The organism is Sinorhizobium fredii NGR234 (assembly GCF_000018545.1).
GTDB classification, from domain to species: domain Bacteria; phylum Pseudomonadota; class Alphaproteobacteria; order Rhizobiales; family Rhizobiaceae; genus Sinorhizobium; species Sinorhizobium fredii_A.
On the sequence record NC_012586.1, the window covers coordinates 220,897 to 235,451 of the forward strand.

At 61.2% G+C, this 14,555-nt stretch carries 14 protein-coding genes and 2 pseudogenes; 7 read left to right on the forward strand and 9 right to left on the reverse strand.

The genetic code is table 11. The features are described 5' to 3' along the window. The first annotated feature begins 2 nt into the window (after window positions 1-2). The 3 genes and pseudogenes from NGR_RS01090 (at window position 3) to NGR_RS01100 (ending at window position 1,949) form a co-directional block, all read left to right on the forward strand. Window positions 3-278 carry a type II toxin-antitoxin system ParD family antitoxin gene (locus NGR_RS01090; protein WP_012706289.1) on the forward strand — a complete coding sequence of 92 codons (276 nt, stop codon included), beginning with the start codon at window positions 3-5 and terminating at the stop codon, window positions 276-278. Beyond that, window positions 275-599, forward strand: a pseudogene (locus NGR_RS01095) (type II toxin-antitoxin system RelE/ParE family toxin). The gene NGR_RS01090 and the pseudogene NGR_RS01095 overlap by 4 nt, the downstream one beginning before the upstream one ends. Window positions 600-1,157: 558 nt before the next feature. Beyond that, entirely contained in the window at window positions 1,158-1,949 is a 792-nt protein-coding gene (locus tag NGR_RS01100; protein WP_012706291.1) for a helix-turn-helix domain-containing protein, read from the forward strand. A gap of 198 nt (window positions 1,950-2,147) precedes the next feature. Here the strand turns inward: NGR_RS01100 and NGR_RS01105 are convergent, their stop codons facing one another. The 3 genes from NGR_RS01105 to NGR_RS33750 all read right to left on the reverse strand — a co-directional run bounded on the left by NGR_RS01105 (window position 2,148) and on the right by NGR_RS33750 (window position 4,241). Continuing rightward, window positions 2,148-2,453 (reverse strand): hypothetical protein, encoded by a 306-nt coding sequence (locus NGR_RS01105; RefSeq protein WP_012706292.1) that lies wholly within the window; start codon window positions 2,451-2,453, stop codon window positions 2,148-2,150. A gap of 95 nt (window positions 2,454-2,548) precedes the next feature. Beyond that, window positions 2,549-3,553: an ABC transporter substrate-binding protein gene (locus NGR_RS01110; protein WP_012706293.1), complete on the reverse strand. Its 1,005-nt coding sequence runs from the start codon at window positions 3,551-3,553 to the stop codon at window positions 2,549-2,551. A gap of 229 nt (window positions 3,554-3,782) precedes the next feature. Next, the gene (locus NGR_RS33750; RefSeq protein WP_432654009.1) at window positions 3,783-4,241 is read right to left on the reverse strand and encodes a twin-arginine translocation signal domain-containing protein; all 459 of its coding nucleotides are present in this window, start codon (window positions 4,239-4,241) and stop codon (window positions 3,783-3,785) included. On the opposite strand from NGR_RS33750, the gene NGR_RS01120 reads away from it, so the two are divergent. Further along, the gene (locus tag NGR_RS01120; protein ID WP_012706295.1) at window positions 4,185-4,457 is read left to right on the forward strand and encodes a type II toxin-antitoxin system prevent-host-death family antitoxin; all 273 of its coding nucleotides are present in this window, start codon (window positions 4,185-4,187) and stop codon (window positions 4,455-4,457) included. The two genes, NGR_RS33750 and NGR_RS01120, sit on opposite strands and share 57 nt — an antisense overlap. Window positions 4,458-4,629: 172 nt before the next feature. On the opposite strand, the gene NGR_RS01125 is transcribed toward NGR_RS01120, so the two are convergent. Beyond that, on the reverse strand, window positions 4,630-5,064 hold the full coding sequence (locus NGR_RS01125; protein WP_164923794.1) for a pyridoxamine 5'-phosphate oxidase family protein: 435 nt from the start codon (window positions 5,062-5,064) through the stop codon (window positions 4,630-4,632). A 338-nt stretch (window positions 5,065-5,402) separates the two neighbouring features. On the opposite strand from NGR_RS01125, the gene NGR_RS01130 reads away from it, so the two are divergent. Further along, window positions 5,403-6,083 carry a DUF2161 domain-containing phosphodiesterase gene (locus tag NGR_RS01130; protein ID WP_012706297.1) on the forward strand — a complete coding sequence of 227 codons (681 nt, stop codon included), beginning with the start codon at window positions 5,403-5,405 and terminating at the stop codon, window positions 6,081-6,083. Window positions 6,084-6,279: 196 nt separating this feature from the next. Here the strand turns inward: NGR_RS01130 and NGR_RS01135 are convergent, their stop codons facing one another. From NGR_RS01135 to NGR_RS01150, 4 genes are all read right to left on the reverse strand, one after another. Continuing rightward, entirely contained in the window at window positions 6,280-7,221 is a 942-nt protein-coding gene (locus NGR_RS01135; RefSeq protein ID WP_012706298.1) for an ABC transporter permease, read from the reverse strand. Between the two features lies 1 nt (window position 7,222). Continuing rightward, a complete protein-coding gene (locus tag NGR_RS01140) occupies window positions 7,223-8,272 on the reverse strand; it encodes an ABC transporter permease (RefSeq protein WP_012706299.1) in 1,050 nt (349 codons plus the stop codon). Next, on the reverse strand, window positions 8,262-9,791 hold the full coding sequence (locus NGR_RS01145; RefSeq protein WP_012706300.1) for an ABC transporter ATP-binding protein: 1,530 nt from the start codon (window positions 9,789-9,791) through the stop codon (window positions 8,262-8,264). Before NGR_RS01145 ends, NGR_RS01140 begins: the two co-directional genes overlap by 11 nt. Window positions 9,792-9,923: 132 nt before the next feature. Further along, entirely contained in the window at window positions 9,924-10,949 is a 1,026-nt protein-coding gene (locus NGR_RS01150) for a BMP family protein (protein ID WP_012706301.1), read from the reverse strand. A gap of 196 nt (window positions 10,950-11,145) precedes the next feature. On the opposite strand from NGR_RS01150, the pseudogene NGR_RS01155 reads away from it, so the two are divergent. Continuing rightward, a pseudogene (locus NGR_RS01155) lies at window positions 11,146-11,338 on the forward strand (nitric oxide dioxygenase); the annotation flags it as partial. Between the two features lie 178 nt (window positions 11,339-11,516). Here the strand turns inward: NGR_RS01155 and NGR_RS01160 are convergent. Then, window positions 11,517-12,323 (reverse strand): SH3 domain-containing protein, encoded by an 807-nt coding sequence (locus NGR_RS01160; protein WP_012706303.1) that lies wholly within the window; start codon window positions 12,321-12,323, stop codon window positions 11,517-11,519. A gap of 460 nt (window positions 12,324-12,783) precedes the next feature. Here NGR_RS01160 and NGR_RS01165 point away from each other — a divergent pair, with 460 nt between their 5' ends. Beyond that, complete coding sequence (locus NGR_RS01165; protein ID WP_012706304.1) at window positions 12,784-14,541, forward strand: cytochrome c biogenesis protein DipZ; 1,758 nt, start codon at window positions 12,784-12,786, stop codon at window positions 14,539-14,541. Window positions 14,542-14,555: the final 14 nt, after the last annotated feature.

Below are 14,555 nucleotides of genomic sequence, written 5' to 3' on the forward strand. Positions count from 1 at the left end.
TCTTGCCAATTTTTGCCAACGCCGCCATCGTCATTTGCATGGGCACCATGAACATTTCCTTGCCGGACCATCTTAAGAGCTTCGTCGATGAGCAAGTTGCCGGAGGGGGTTACGGGTCAACCAGTGAGTATATTCGGGAGTTGATACGTCGAGATCAGGATCGGCTCGCGTTACGCAGGCTTCTGCTTGACGGAGCATCGTCCGCACAGACCGAACCGGTCGACGAGCACTATTTCACCAGTCTACGCGATCGAGTGCATGGTCAGCGCACCACGTGAAGAATAAGGCTGTTATTCCCCGGGAGTTGGCTCGGAGTCGAGGCGGCCATCGACTACTGTGTACGCGAAGCAGGAAGCGAGGTCACGCTCGGCTTTATCGACGCCCTTCAAGAGGCGTTCTTTTTGATCGCAAGTCATCCCGGGTCCGGATCGTTGCGGTATGCATACGAACTGGGATTACCCGACTTGCGGACTGTCTCACTGAAGCGATATCCCTATCTCGTTTTCTATCGCGACCAGCCGGGTCACGTCGACGTGTGGCGCGTGCTTCATGCCAAGCGGGACATTCCGCAGTGGATGCAGGAGCCGAACAGTCACTGACCGAACATTCCGGCCGTTGGAATCTATTGATGCCGGCGGTTCGCACCCGCTCAAGAGCACCGTCCCAGTGCCGCGGCGATTTACCCGTTGCCGCAGGTCTCACGAGGATCAGAGGAATCTTTAGCGCGTCGGACAGGCCGCGCGCCGTCGCAATTGAACGCCGGGAATTTCTGGACCGCAAAGTTCGACTATGTCGAGGCGAGTGCTGACGCGACAGTCCGGCCGAACTCCAGCACTCGGAGCTGTTTGACTTGCCCACAAAGAGCATCGCTCCTCAGGCACTGCACCCTGGTTGACGACGATCTGATCTAGACCATTTTGAGTAGAAATGAACGGCGCGACAACTATCGGAACCAGGTGATAACGACAATGGCGCTCGATGGCTGTATAGATATGAGCCAAGTATTCGTCGCATATCCGAGATCTTGTTTGGGGTTGTTTCCAAACTCCATTGGTTTTTACATGAATTTAATACGACGATAGTGAACGATTTTTTATAAAAATACATACAAGGAGACATGGAGACCGCAAGATAGCCGGAATGTCAAGGAGGGATAAATGTATCTCACGAACTCGACAATGAGCAATATTGAAGATTGCAACAAGGTATTGCCGAAAAGCAAGATTGTAATGCTCGCGAAGACCGACCTGTTCGCCGAATGTCTGACGCAGGCGATCAGCGCGCGTTTTCAGGATCAAGACATCGTAAGCCTTGCCGATGCCGACGGTCTCCTGGACCACAACCTTATCGACGTAAGCCTGGTCATCCTCTACAGCCTACCGGCGGCAGAATTTCCTTCGATCATGCGGACGATCCACGAGTTCCATCCGAAGGCTGCGGTCGGTGTGATGGTGCAGAATGCCGACGAGCTCGACTCGTCGATCGCGGACCTTGTCGACGAAGGGTTGGTCCACGGCGTGCTGCCCCTTAATCTCAATCTCGACGTATGCCTTACCGCCATCGATCTCTTGATGAAGGGCGGCGAGCACTTTCCCGCCGCGTTGCTTCGGCGCCTGGCGCCGGGCGGGCTCGCAGGCAGCGGCGTCCTCGGGCAAAAACCGGCGTCCTCGGAAGATGTCGACATGGAACGCAAGACCGACTTTGCCCAGGGCCTGCTGAGGATGCGCGAGATCCAGATTCTCGATCTCATATGCGTGGGCACGCCGAACAAGATCATCGCCCATCGTCTCGGGCTTTCCGAAAACACCGTCAAGGTGCATGTCCGCAACATCTACAAGAAGATGAACGTGCACAACCGGACGGAGGCGGCGTCGCGCTGCTTCCGGAGCGACGCCGATCTCGCCTCGCTCCCACGCTCTTGCGCCGACGCACCCGAGGTGTCGGCTTGAATGTCGTGGCGCCACGCGACCACAGCGCATGGCATTTGCCTCGATTGCGGCCGGCGGAGTCGAAACCTGCATGGCTGGCTCGATCGCAGCCAGATGTGGTTTTTACGCCCAGGCACAGGCTGCAGCGACGCCGTGAATGGCTATCGGATCAGGTTCAAAGGAACGAGCCGGATCGAAAGGTCCGCCCGGCGCGAGTTCTTAGATTCCTGACCCGTTGAGCTCTTGGTCGTCGTCGCCTTCCCAGGGTGAGGGCATCGTGATGCGATTGAGATTGGCCGAGGGCATCGGCATCCAGCACTTCAATTCCGGCTCGGCGTATTCGATGATGCGGCCGGGCGAGGAATCGGAGGCGCGCCAGCCTTCTGCGCCGAACTGATCGCCGTTCGACCAATAGGCGAGGTCAACTTCTGCCGCCCCCTGTTCGGACGGGCGGATCGTGACAAGGATCCGACTGCCGTTTTTCGGCGCGCTTGCCATGTGGCGCCAGCGGTCTGGCTCGGCCATTATTCTTCCTCCTGCCTTGCAGCAGGTTGCAAGTGTCTCCTCACCATCGAAAACGGTCAACTCAAACTTTGCACATACTCGCGTGCCAACGAAGCTCAGCTTTTCAACTCCTTCTTCAGTTCGTTCAAGAAACGCCAGTCGGTGCCTTGGGCCAACAGCTTCTCGGGCGAGCTCTTGAGCATCCCGACCTCGTGGAGGCGCAGCGCGTAAAAGCGCAGGGTGTCCTCGGCGCTATACTCGCGCCAACCGTAGGGAAGCGCCTTCACGACCTGGAGGGCATGGTCATAGCGCTTGGCATAGCCCTGCTCCACCATGAACTGCGCGGACTGTTCTGGCTCGCTTGCGCAGAAATCCGCCGCTTTCAGGATGGCGCGGAGGGCGCGTTTGGTGGCCACCGGATACGCGCGGACGAACTCCCGGTTGCCGGCCAGCATGCAGCAGAAGTATTGCGACCAGGGCCGGTCCACCGTGCTGCTGATCACCACATGGCCGATCTGCCGCTCCCGCATCTCCTGCGGTTCGGGGGGAAAGCCCAGGTAAGCATCGATCTTCCCCTCACTCAGGAGCCGGATGGACTCGGGTCCCGGATGCGTGACGAAGTGTATGTCCTTATGGAGATCCAGGCCCACATAGGCTGTTATACTGGCGAGAAAGACGTATCGGCTGGAATCCAGCGTCGGCACGGCAACAGTCTTCCCCTTGAGGTCGCGGATCGCCTGGACGCGATCGGTCCCGAACAGCTCAAAGCAGCCGACGTGGAGTCCTGCCAGGATGACGATGGGATCCCCCGCCTCCAGGTGGAGAAGGAGCGGGGCAGCGAAATGCCCATTGAGGTCGGCTTCGCCGGAGGCGAGGGCCGGCGCGATGTCTGCGGTCCCCTCTTTCTGGAGGTAGCGCACGTCGGTGAACCCTTCGCTGCGCAGCAGTTCTTCGGCCACATACTGGGGGGCCTGACAGATGCTGGGAATCCGGACGAGCGTGATCCGCGTCGTTTCCGCCGGTGGTTCGGCCCACGCCTTTGTCGCCTTTCCGAAAAAGCTCACAGCGCCGGCCGCTGCGGCGCCCGCGACGAAAGTGCGGCGATTCTGAATGATCTGCATCGGACGCTCCTCTCCCCAAATTGCCAAACGGCAAGTCTGGCCGGAACCGAGCAGGACGTATCCCGATTAGAAGCGCACGCGGCGCAGATCGAACAGCGCCTTTTCCTGATACGAGGGTTTGCGCTCTCAGATCACGATGATTTTAGGCCGGATCGACCTAAAATCATGAGCGTGATCGATTCTAACAGGTTAGAGCGGGATGCGGGCGGAAAACCGCACACATTTTTCCTCATCCCGCTCTTGTCGCTGGCCCGTGAGATCCCAGCCGGAAATGCGAAAGGATACGCCCTCCGGAGATTACTACGCTGCGTCTGCCGAAGACCTTCAGAGCTCTTTTCGAGGCGACCTCCTGGAACAGACGCACATTCTCGATCGCGATCGCCGCCTGGTATGTCGCGGCTGCGTTGTTGCGTGCCGAAGGGTTTACCTTCGTTCGGAACAACCCTGTAGCCACCAAGCGCGTGTTGCGCGCCATTCTCGGCGACGGCATTCTTGTCGTTTTCAACGATCCGGCCGTCCTGCCGAGAAATCCAACGGCGCCGGCTGCCGCTGCGCGCGTCAAAAAAGAGCGGCGGTTCTGTGCAAGGCCTCGGTTCAACGCCGCACGTGTTCGTGACCAGCATGGCTGCCTATGTCGGGCTTGACTGGACTTCGTGGTCGACTCTTGTCCAGCCGAGAGTTGGACCATGACGTCAGCAGCGCCAAGAAGGCGGCAAAGAGCGGCTCGGTTATCATCACGAGTCGCGGCAAGCCCTCCCATGTCCTGATGACCTATGATGAATTCGAGCGCTTACGCGGCAGGCACCGCAGCCTTGTCGACGCTCTCGCTATGCCGGGGCTCTCGGCAATCGATTTCGAGCCGCACCGCGTTGAAATCAGACCGCGCGACGTGGATTTGTCTTGAAACACCTGCTCGATACCAACGTCGTTTCCGAACTTCGCAAGTTCGAAACCCCGCGGACGCCGCTGATTGCTTTCGTCTCGGATCCCATAGGACGCGCGTCGAGCCAGCGAAGCAGGATTGGCAGGCCTCCGACCACGCCCTTAAGATTATAAATCGGGATTTTCATTCAGTCTCAGACGTGTATGACGCCGTTGTCCTCGCTGTCCCAATATTGAATGCGGTCGCCATGGACCTTGATCAGGACAAGACCCGGTGTCTCGACGCCCTGCGCAAACCAGCGCTCCAGATCGGCGACCCAGTGCTCTTGGAACTGCGCCTTGTCGCGAATGAGGGTCGCAGCGCCCTCGATAGAGATGAAGATCCCGGGCTTGCCGAGAAGGCTCGGCGGCTCGGCGAAGGCGAGCGTGATCCGGGGGTCGCGGATGATGTCCGATACCTTGTGGGTGTCTTCAAAAGAAAAGAACCAGGAGTCACCGTCATATTCGACATCACCATTGTTGCTCATCGGCCGGTTGGCGATGGCGCCTGAGCTCGCTTTTGTCGCCATCATGCAGAAATCGATTTTCTTGAGTTTCCTGGCGATATCGCGAAGCGTAAGCGAGGACATGGAAAGACCTTTCCGAAACGTGGGTAGGGTTGAGGCGGACCGGACAGGTGAGCCCGGTTGACAAGGCCCGCGCGCAACAGGGAATGGGGAAGCGGCGGAGAAGGTTCCTTCGCTTGGTCTACCGTCCCGCGGTGATTTTCGCTGCATGGCCGGAACCAAGCCGCCCTCGGGTTTCGAGAATTCCCCGCTCGACATCGACACGGTTCCCGTCGGTTGTCGATTTGGACGAAATGCCTCCATCGCCATACGGTGTAACTGGGTCGGCAGAGATAGATGGGTGTCTCGTACGGACGGATCGATGTAGTAAGGGAACGATTCTCCCTTAAACCTGCAGGCATATGGAAACGTCGCTTTATCTGCCCATCAAAGGTTTTCTCGAAAAGGCAGGTTACGTCGTCAAGGGCGAAGTCGGCGGCTGCGATCTCGTCGGCTTGAGCGATGACGATCCGCCTGTGGTGGTGATCTGCGAGTTGAAGCTGAGCTTCAATCTGGAGCTCATACTGCAAGCTGTCGATCGCGCAGCGATCGCGGACGAGGTCTGGATCGCGGCGCGCGTCTCGGCCAAGGGCAAAGGTCGGGAGGCCGACAAGCGCTACCGCGACCTCTGCCGCAGGCTCGGGATCGGCATGCTCGGCATTTCGGATGCCGGCGAGGTCAGCGTTATCGTCGGTTCCGTATCGCCGATGCCACGAACCAATCCGAAACGGCGTTCGAGGCTTATGCGCGAACACCAGAGGCGACGCGGCGATCCGGCCGTAGGCGGAAGCACACGCACGCCAGTCATGACCGCGTACCGTCAGCAGGCGCTCGGCTGTGCGGCAGCGCTGGCGTCAGGACCGCTGCGCGTGCGTGAAATCAGATGCCGCGTACCGGATGCCGGGAAGATCTTGCTTTCCAATGTCTATGGCTGGTTTGAACGGCTTGACAGAGGCGTCTACGGCTTGACCGATGCTGGACGGGAGGCACTGCAGCGGTGGCCGCAGCAAGACGTGCCGGCAACGATCGCCGTCCCAGCCTGAGTTGTATCCCACGAGAGAGGTTTGCTGCCCCATCGATGGCATGGCCTGGAGTTCGACTGCGCCCAAGGCGACGGGCCGGTTCTCGAAAGGGTGGCTACAGACCGGTTTGCGCCTGCAAAAGTCCTTCACCGTCGGCGTGATAGCCGATATCGGCGACCGTTCCATCGGGCAGCGTGCCGTCCTTTCAGGTCGAAACTCATCTTTCGCCTTTCTGGTACGGGATCATCAAAGCCTTGGGATAGGTGGCGCGGCGTGCGACCAGGATCAGCGCCAGGATCGAGAGCGCATAGGGCATCATCAGGAAAGCCTGATAGGGCACGATGCCGCCCGATATCTGCTGCAGACGAACCTGATAGGCATCGAAGGCGGCGAACAGGATGGCGCCGATCAGCGCCTTTCCCGGCCGCCAGGAGCCGAAGACGACCAGCGCGATGCAAATCCAGCCGCGTCCATTGATCATCTGGAAGAAGAAGGAATTGAAGGCCGAGGTGGTGAGAAAGGCGCCGCCGACCGCCATCAGCGCGCTCCCTACGGCGACGGCGCCCATGCGGATGCCGGTGACGGAAATGCCCTGCGCCTCGACCGCCGACGGGTTTTCGCCGGCAGCGCGAACGGCGAGGCCGATGGGTGTGCGATAGAGGATCCAGGCGACGGCTGCGACTGATACAAATGCGAGGTAGGTCAGCGGCGTCTGGGTAAACAGCGCCTCGCCAACAACGGGAATGCTGGACAGGCCGGGGAGCGGCAGGGGCTGGAACGGCTCGATCTTGGGCGGCGACGTCACCTCGGGTAGCGCAAGACGATAGATGAAATAGGTAAGGCTCGTGGCAAGCAGCGTAACGCCGATGCCGACGACGTGTTGTGACAGGCCGAGCGGTACCGTGAGCGTGGCGTGCAGCAGGCCGAACATGGCGCCGACAAGGGCAGCGACCAGCAAGCCGGCCCAAAGATCGCCGCCGGAATATACGGTGAACCACCCGGCGAAAGCGCCTGCCGTCATGATCCCCTCGATGCCGAGGTTGAGGACGCCGGCGCGCTCGCAGATCAACTCGCCCATGGTCGCGAAGATCAGCGGGGACGCTATGCGGATGGCGGCAACCCAGAAGGAGGCGGTGAAGAGGATTTCAAGCGCGTCCATGTCACCTCCACCTGATCCAGAATCGCGTCAGAAGGATCGCGACAACCATCGTCAGCAGCGAGGTGGCAACCATGACATCGGCGATGTAACTCGGCACCTTTGCCGCACGGCTCATGGCATCGGCGCCGACGAAGATGCCGGCGACGAAGATGGCCGATGCGATGACGCCGAGCGGATTGAGCATGGCCAGCATGGCGACGACGATGCCGGTGTAGCCGTAGCCCGGCGACAGGTCGAGCGTCAGGTTGCCCTTGAGCCCGGAGACTTCGGAAAAGCCCGCAAGTGCGGCCAATCCGCCCGAAAGCAGCGCCGTCTTCATCAGCGCGCGGTTGACCGGAATGCCGACAAATCGTGCGCCCTCGGGATTGAGGCCGACGGCGCGCATCTCATAGCCGAGAACCGTCTTTTTCATGACGACCCATACGAGAACGGCCGAAGCAAGGGCGATGACGAAGCCGCAGTGCAGGCGCTTGCCCTGGATGAGGCGCGGCAGTTGCGCTTCGGCGATGACCTTCTGCGATTGCGGCCAGCCGAGCCCCATCGGATCCTTGAGCACACCTTCGAGCAGCATTGAAACGAACAGCAGGACGATGAAGTTGAGCAGCAGCGTGGTGACCACCTCGTCGACGCCGAAGCGGGTCTTCAGCACGGCCGGGCCGAGCAGAAGCAGCGCGCCTGCAGCCATGACGGCGACGATGATCACCGGGATCAGAATGGCCGAAGGGAGTGGCAGTGCGCCGGTTCCCAGCACCACCGTGACGACGCCACCGATGTAGAGTTGGGCTTCTGCGCCGATATTCCAGAGTTTGGCCCGAAAGGCGACGGCGATCGCCAGGCCCGTGAAGATCAGCGGCGTCGCGCGGGTCAAGGTTTCCAGCAGCGCGAACTGTGAGCCGGCCGCGCCCTTGGCCACAAGGTAGAAGACGGACAGTGGCGAAGCGCCAGCGGCGAGAACCAGTATCGACGTCAGCATCAGCGTCGTGGCGATGGCTGCCAGCGGAAACAGCAAGGTGACCGCCAAGGATGGTGCGGGCTTCGGCTCAAGCCGCATGATCGCTGTGCTCCCCGCTGTGGCCTGCCATCAGTTCCCCCAGTTCCGGAATGGTGCGTTCGCCACGCGAAGACGGCGTCGAAAAGCGTCCCTTGGACATGACGATGATGCGGTCGGACAATGCCAGGATTTCCTCGAGGTCTTCCGAAATCAGCAATATCGCCGCGCCCCTGTCGCGCGCTTCAAGCAGCATGCGGTGTACATAGGCGACGGCTCCGACATCGAGGCCGCGGGTCGGTTGGCTTGCAAGGATGACCGCCGGGTCGGGATCGAGTGCGCGGCCGAGGATAAGCTTCTGCATGTTGCCCCCCGAGAGCAGGCGCATGCGGGCCTCGGGCGAGGGGCATTTGACGTCGTAGTCGGCAATGAGTTTCTCGGCGAAGCGTCCGGCTTCCTTCCAGTTCAGGAAGCCCATGCGGCTGAACCGCGGGCTCCGGTAGCGTTCGGCAATGACATTCTCCGCCACGCTCATGTCGCCGATGCTGCCGACAGCGTGGCGGTCTTCCGGAATCCGCGCCACGCCATGGGCGAGCGCGGCGCGCGGCGACCAGTCGGCGACTTCCCGCCCGGCGATGGAAATGCTCCCGCTGGTCGGATGCCGGATGCCGGCGATAAGGGCAGCAAGGACAGCCTGGCCATTGCCGGCAACGCCGGCAATGCCGGTGATTTCACCGGCTGTGAGGGTGAGCGACACCTCATCGAGGCCGGCCCCGTTGTACGGCGTCGTGGAGATGCGTTCGAGCGCCAAAAGCGGTGCCCCCAGTTTCAAGGGGCTGACCTCCGCCGGCTTGATCTCCCGGCCAACCATAAGGGCCGCCAGTTCCTTGCGATCAGTCGAGCCTGTTTCGCGCTCGCCAACGAGCTGGCCGGAGCGCAGAACCAGCACACGATCGCTGACAGCCATCACTTCGTGCAATTTGTGTGAGATGAAGATGATCGACAGGCCCTTGGCGACGAGCAGCTTCAGCGTCCGGAACAGTGCGTCAGTCTCGGCGGGAGTCAGAACGGCCGTCGGCTCGTCCAGGATCAGGATGCGGGCTTCGCGATAAAGGGCCTTGAGGATCTCGACGCGCTGGCGTTCGCCGACCGAAAGGGTGGAGACGGTGGCTGCGGGATCGACGGCGAGGCCGAAGTCGGCGGAGAGTTGCTCGATACGCCGCCGCACTGCGGCCCGATCGAGCCGCATGCGCCAGAGGCGCTGGGTGCCAAGCGCGATGTTTTCCTGGACCGTCATGTTGTCGGCGAGGGTGAAGTGCTGGTGGACCATGCCAATGCCGGCATCGAGGGCCGCGCCTGGATCTCCCGGCGGAAGCGGCTTGCCAAAGGCCTCGACGGTTCCCTCGTCGGCGACGTAGTGGCCGAAGAGAATGTTCATCAGAGTCGTCTTGCCGGCACCGTTCTCCCCGAGAAGTGCGATGACTTCGCCCCGCTTCAGGTCGAAGGAAATGGCCTCGTTGGCCCTGAGCGGGCCGAAACGCTTGCTGATGCGGGAAAGGCGAAGGGCCGGATTGCTGGACACGTCGGTGACCGGAAGTGGCGTTGCAGGGAGGCTTCCTTTCCCGTCCGGGGAGAGAATGGGCGCAGCCGGTGAAGGATAGTCCCTCGTCCGGCACTGCCGCCCACCTTTCCCATGAACGGGAGGGAAGGCGGGCTAGCTCGACTTCGGTTCGGCGTCGTTGATCTCGACGGTGAACGAGCCGCCCTTGATCATCTTTTCCTTCTCGGCGACCTTGGCCTTGATGTCGTCCGGAACCTTGCCGTCGAAGGTGCCGAGAGGCGCTAGCGAGCAGCCGCCGTTCTTCATGAAGGAATAGACGCCATAGTCGTCCGCCTTGAAAGTGCCGGCCTTCACTTCGGCGATCGCCTTGTCGAGCGTCGGTTCGAAATGCCACAGCGCGGAGGCGACAACGGTATCCGGATAGTCTGCCTGGGTATCGATGACATTGCCGATGGCCAGGATCTTCCTCTCCTTGGCGGCGTCGGACACACCGAAACGTTCGGCATACAGGAGGTCCGCGCCGCCATCGATCTGGGCGAATGCGGTCTCCTTGGCCTTGGGTGGATCGAACCACGAGCCGATGAAGGCGACCTGGAACTTGGTGTCCGGGGCGACTTCCTTCACGCCGGCCATGAATGCGTTCATCAGCCGGTTGACCTCAGGGATCGGATAGCCTCCAACCATGCCGATATTCTTGGACTTGGTCATCGCGCCGGCGATGAGGCCGGACAGGTAGGATGCGTCCTGGATATAGTTGTCGAAAACCGAGAAGTTCGGTACGGCGGCATCGGGCTTGAAGCTCGAGCCCATCAGGAAGGCGACGTCCGGATAGTCTTTGGCGACGGCGCGGGCGGCATCCTCGACGCCGAAGACCTCGCCCAGGACCAGCTTGTGACCGGCCTCGCAATATTCGCGCATGACGCGCTCGTAATCGTTGTTCGCGGTGTTTTCCGAATAGACATATTCGATGTCGCCGCGCTCCTTGGCAGCATTGGCCGCCTTGTGGATACGGCTGACCCACTGCTGCTCGACCGGCACGGTATAGATGGCCGCCACCTTTATCGGGTCCGCAGCGAACAGACGACTGGGCAGGCCCGCCGCAGCCACTAGGGCGGAGGCGCCGGCAGTTTTGATCAGAGCTCTTCTGGAAATGGCGAATTTGAAGGAATCGCTATGCATGAAATTCCCCTCTGATTGATTTGCGCGTATTGGAACGCGTCTTTTTTACCACTTGGTCAATGTAGGTGAAGTTGGGGGTTGCAGCAATTGGATGCGGCGGAAAGTTCACCGCGCTTTCAAGGGTGGAAGCAGGAGATTTGGGGTACTCGGGATTGCCGACAATCCGGACAACGCCATTTTCAGTCATCATGGGCTACTTGAGGGCCAGGACTACGACTATCCGGGTCTGGTCGACGTCGAGAAGATCAGGGACGAGATCCTCCTGGAAAATGCCGACATCTGCGGACCGGTTCCATTCATGCGCATGCAGCACGACCAGCTCCTCGGGCTTGGCATTCCCGAAGCGCATATCCACTACGGTATTCGGCCCGAATTTATTTGCTGAGTGAATCCCATAGTTCGGACTTGCTGATTGGTGCAGCCATGCGGTCGCATAGCCTCGGCGTGGACGGTGGTTCGGTTGCCTGATTGCTCGCTCGTCATCGCGCCTCGCTGCTGCGACGCCATGACCTGATTTGTCGACCGATGGTTCGCCCGGCGCGTCATGCTCTGCCGCCCCGGACCACATTAGTTCGGGCACTCCGGATCGCCGGGTTGGCAGACACGTCTCTGCGGCCTGCGGCGCTCATTGTCACCACCGCTGCGGCTACGATTGTCGTCGCCGCGGCGGATGACGCGGTTCCCATCGTCGCCCCCGCGCTCTAAGTTCCGGCGGCTGCGATTGCCGCTGGGCAGATCACGGTCAAAGTCCGGCTGCCTGTCGACATTAGGCCTGCGGTTGGGGGTGCGATCGAAATCCGGAACGCGATCCGGACGATCGTCAAAGTCCCGGCGTCTTTCGGGGGTCCGGCTGAAATCGGGGCTCCGCTCCAATCTCCGTTCGAATTCCGGGGGCGGAGCCGGCCGCTCGAAATCAGGTCCGCGGCTGGCGCGGCCAGGTGCGGCACGGCGATCCGGGCCGCGGTAGAATTCCGGTCCGCGGCGCCAGCGAGCGCGGTCGCGATAAAAATCACGGTCGCGGTAGTGGCGATCCCAATAGCTGCTGAAGCTGAAGACAACGACGGGAATACCGAGCCGGCCATAATATTGCGGACCGACATAGACTCGGCGCTGTTGATAAAGCGCCTGAATATATCGGCCGTGTACCCAGCCTCGACCGTCGTAAAACTCCACGTCGCACCAGGGTACGTCGGCAAGACAGCCGTAGATTTCGATGGATTCGCCAGCCGGAATTACGGTGATCGCCGGATATGCTGTGCTTGGGCCGGCCCGCATATTGACGTTCGCCGTCGCGTAGCCTTCTGCTGCCTGAGCGATCGCCGGAGCCAGCAAGAGCATCGCGGTCGCGGCGATTTTCAAAAGGGTGCGTTCCACGTTTTCAACTCCCTTGGAGGCAGGGCGTCATGCCACATTCGGCATTGGATTTTCCTCCGGCTTGTTCCCGGGCATATCTGGAGCGACTGCCAGCTCTTGTCAGAGCGGCCGCCAACGCCTTGTCTTTCAATGGTTTATAGCGCGTTTCGCATGAACGCAGCTTGAACGATTTGGGCGGCGCTGTTTCGCGCTCTAACCGCTCGCGGACACGCCGGTTGGCTTTTCGCGCTTCAGGCAGCCGAAGGCAGACCGACGCGATCGATGCAAACAGTGATCGCCGTCTTCGCCGACGCCACCGGAGATCCGGCCGCTGCGCTATGACGAACCGTGGCATTGTGCACTTCGATACAGTTCCTCGTGAAACGGGACACAAACGAGATACTTCGCGCTGATCCCATGCAGTGAGTGTCAAGCTCGACCGGCGCCGGAGAAGGCGCGGGTCCACTGCAGAGGGACGACGATGATCCTTTTCACGATAGCGTATATCGCAGGCGTGCTGACGATAGTCAGCCCCTGCATCCTTCCCGTCCTGCCTTTCGTCTTTTCTCGAGCCGGTCAGCCATTCACGCGCAGCATTCTTCCGATGCTCATCGGCAAGGTCGTAACATTCGCGGCGGTCGCAACACTGGTCGCCATCGGCGGCGACTGGGCGGTGCATGCAAATGAGGCCGGCCGATATGCGGCAATCGCGGTGCTTGCGGTCTTCAGCGTCATGCTGCTCTCGCCGCAGTTTGCGGCTGTGGTCACCCGCCCCGCCGTGACGCTGGGCGATCGCCTGTCCCAAAGGGCGGCCGGTCAGAAGACGAGCGTTGGAGCGTCTCTGCTCCTTGGTGTCGCGACCGGACTTCTCTGGGCGCCCTGTGCCGGTCCGGTTCTCGGGCTGGTCCTGACGGGCGCCGCCCTTCATGGCGCCAATGTGGGGACTACGCTTCTGTTGACGGCCTATGCGGCCGGCGCGGCCACCTCGCTGGCGCTAGCTGTGCTCGCTGGCGGCAGAATTTTCGCGGCGATGAAGCGGTCGCTCGGCATTGGCGAGCGTCTCAGGCAGGGTCTCGGCATCGCCGTGCTGGCGGGTGTCGCAGCAATCGCGTTGGGCCTCGATACGGGGCTCCTTGCACGCCTGTCCTTTGCCGGCACGACGGACCTCGAGCAATCGCTCTTGAATCGGCTCGTTAGCGACTCCCCCGAAGCGGCGCTCAGTCAGAGCGCCACACCGGCCGTGGGTGGCCAGCAGCAGGCCTATCGAAGCAATTTGCCGGTGGAGGGCATCTTCCCGCCGCTGGACGGCGCCGTAGAGTGGCTGAATTCCAAGCCGCTGACAGTGGAAGAGCTGCGCGGCAAGGTCGTGCTCGTCGATTTCTGGACCTATTCCTGCATCAACTGCATTCGCACCATCCCCTATGTTCGCGCCTGGGCGGAAAAATACCGGGACCAGGGCCTGGTGGTCATTGGCGTGCATGCGCCCGAATTCGCCTTCGAGAAGCGGATCGACAACGTCAGGAAGGCGGTCCGGGATTTTGAGATCGGCTATCCCGTGGCGATCGACAACGACTTCTCGATCTGGCGCGCCTTCGGGAACAGTTACTGGCCGGCGCACTATTTCATCGATGCGGAGGGACGGATCAGGCACCGCCACTTCGGCGAGGGCGATTACGACCAGTCGGAGCGCGTCATACAGGAACTGCTGGCGGAAACGGCAGGCAGCCGCAGAGGCGACGGTCTCGTGAAACCGGACACGAAGGGTACTGAAGCCGCCCCCGATCTCGCCAACCTTCAGTCCGGCGAGGACTATCTCGGCTACGTGCGTGCCGGGAATTTCGTGTCGCCCGAAGGTGTCGCAGCCGACAAGGCACGCGACTATTCCGTCGGACGACCGCGCCTCAACCGGTGGGGCCTCACCGGCAACTGGACCGTCGGAGCCGAGCAGGCAACGCTCAATCGAACCGGCGGGAGCATCACCTACCGGTTCAACGCGCGGGACTTGCACCTTGTTCTCGGGCCGGGGGCCGGCGGCAGGCAGGTGCGTTTTCAGGTAAAGGTCGACGGCGTTGCACCGGGTGCCGATAGCGGCTCGGACATCGATCCCGGCGGCAATGGGACGGTTTCCGAGACGCGCCTTTATCAACTCGTGCGCCAATCGGGAGAGGTGCGGGAGCGGACGTTCGAGATCCGCTTTCTCGATCCCGGCGTCGAAGCCTTTGTCTTCACGTTCGGATGAGCGTCACGCCATAA

What these genes read in the sequence shown, in the direction of transcription:
- NGR_RS01135 (WP_012706298.1), bottom strand. Translation starts at nt 7,221, where the DNA reads ATGGACGCGCTTGAAATCCTCTTCACCGCCTCCTTCTGGGTTGCCGCC.
- NGR_RS01120 (WP_012706295.1), top strand. Translation starts at nt 4,185, where the DNA reads ATGTCGGGCTTGACTGGACTTCGTGGTCGACTCTTGTCCAGCCGAGAG.
- NGR_RS01150 (WP_012706301.1), bottom strand. Translation starts at nt 10,949, where the DNA reads ATGCATAGCGATTCCTTCAAATTCGCCATTTCCAGAAGAGCTCTGATC.
- NGR_RS01140 (WP_012706299.1), bottom strand. Translation starts at nt 8,272, where the DNA reads ATGCGGCTTGAGCCGAAGCCCGCACCATCCTTGGCGGTCACCTTGCTG.
- NGR_RS01110 (WP_012706293.1), bottom strand. Translation starts at nt 3,553, where the DNA reads ATGCAGATCATTCAGAATCGCCGCACTTTCGTCGCGGGCGCCGCAGCG.
- NGR_RS33750 (WP_432654009.1), bottom strand. Translation starts at nt 4,241, where the DNA reads ATGGTCCAACTCTCGGCTGGACAAGAGTCGACCACGAAGTCCAGTCAA.
- NGR_RS01105 (WP_012706292.1), bottom strand. Translation starts at nt 2,453, where the DNA reads ATGGCCGAGCCAGACCGCTGGCGCCACATGGCAAGCGCGCCGAAAAAC.
- NGR_RS01165 (WP_012706304.1), top strand. Translation starts at nt 12,784, where the DNA reads ATGATCCTTTTCACGATAGCGTATATCGCAGGCGTGCTGACGATAGTC.
- NGR_RS01130 (WP_012706297.1), top strand. Translation starts at nt 5,403, where the DNA reads ATGGAAACGTCGCTTTATCTGCCCATCAAAGGTTTTCTCGAAAAGGCA.
- NGR_RS01100 (WP_012706291.1), top strand. Translation starts at nt 1,158, where the DNA reads ATGTATCTCACGAACTCGACAATGAGCAATATTGAAGATTGCAACAAG.
- NGR_RS01125 (WP_164923794.1), bottom strand. Translation starts at nt 5,064, where the DNA reads ATGTCCTCGCTTACGCTTCGCGATATCGCCAGGAAACTCAAGAAAATC.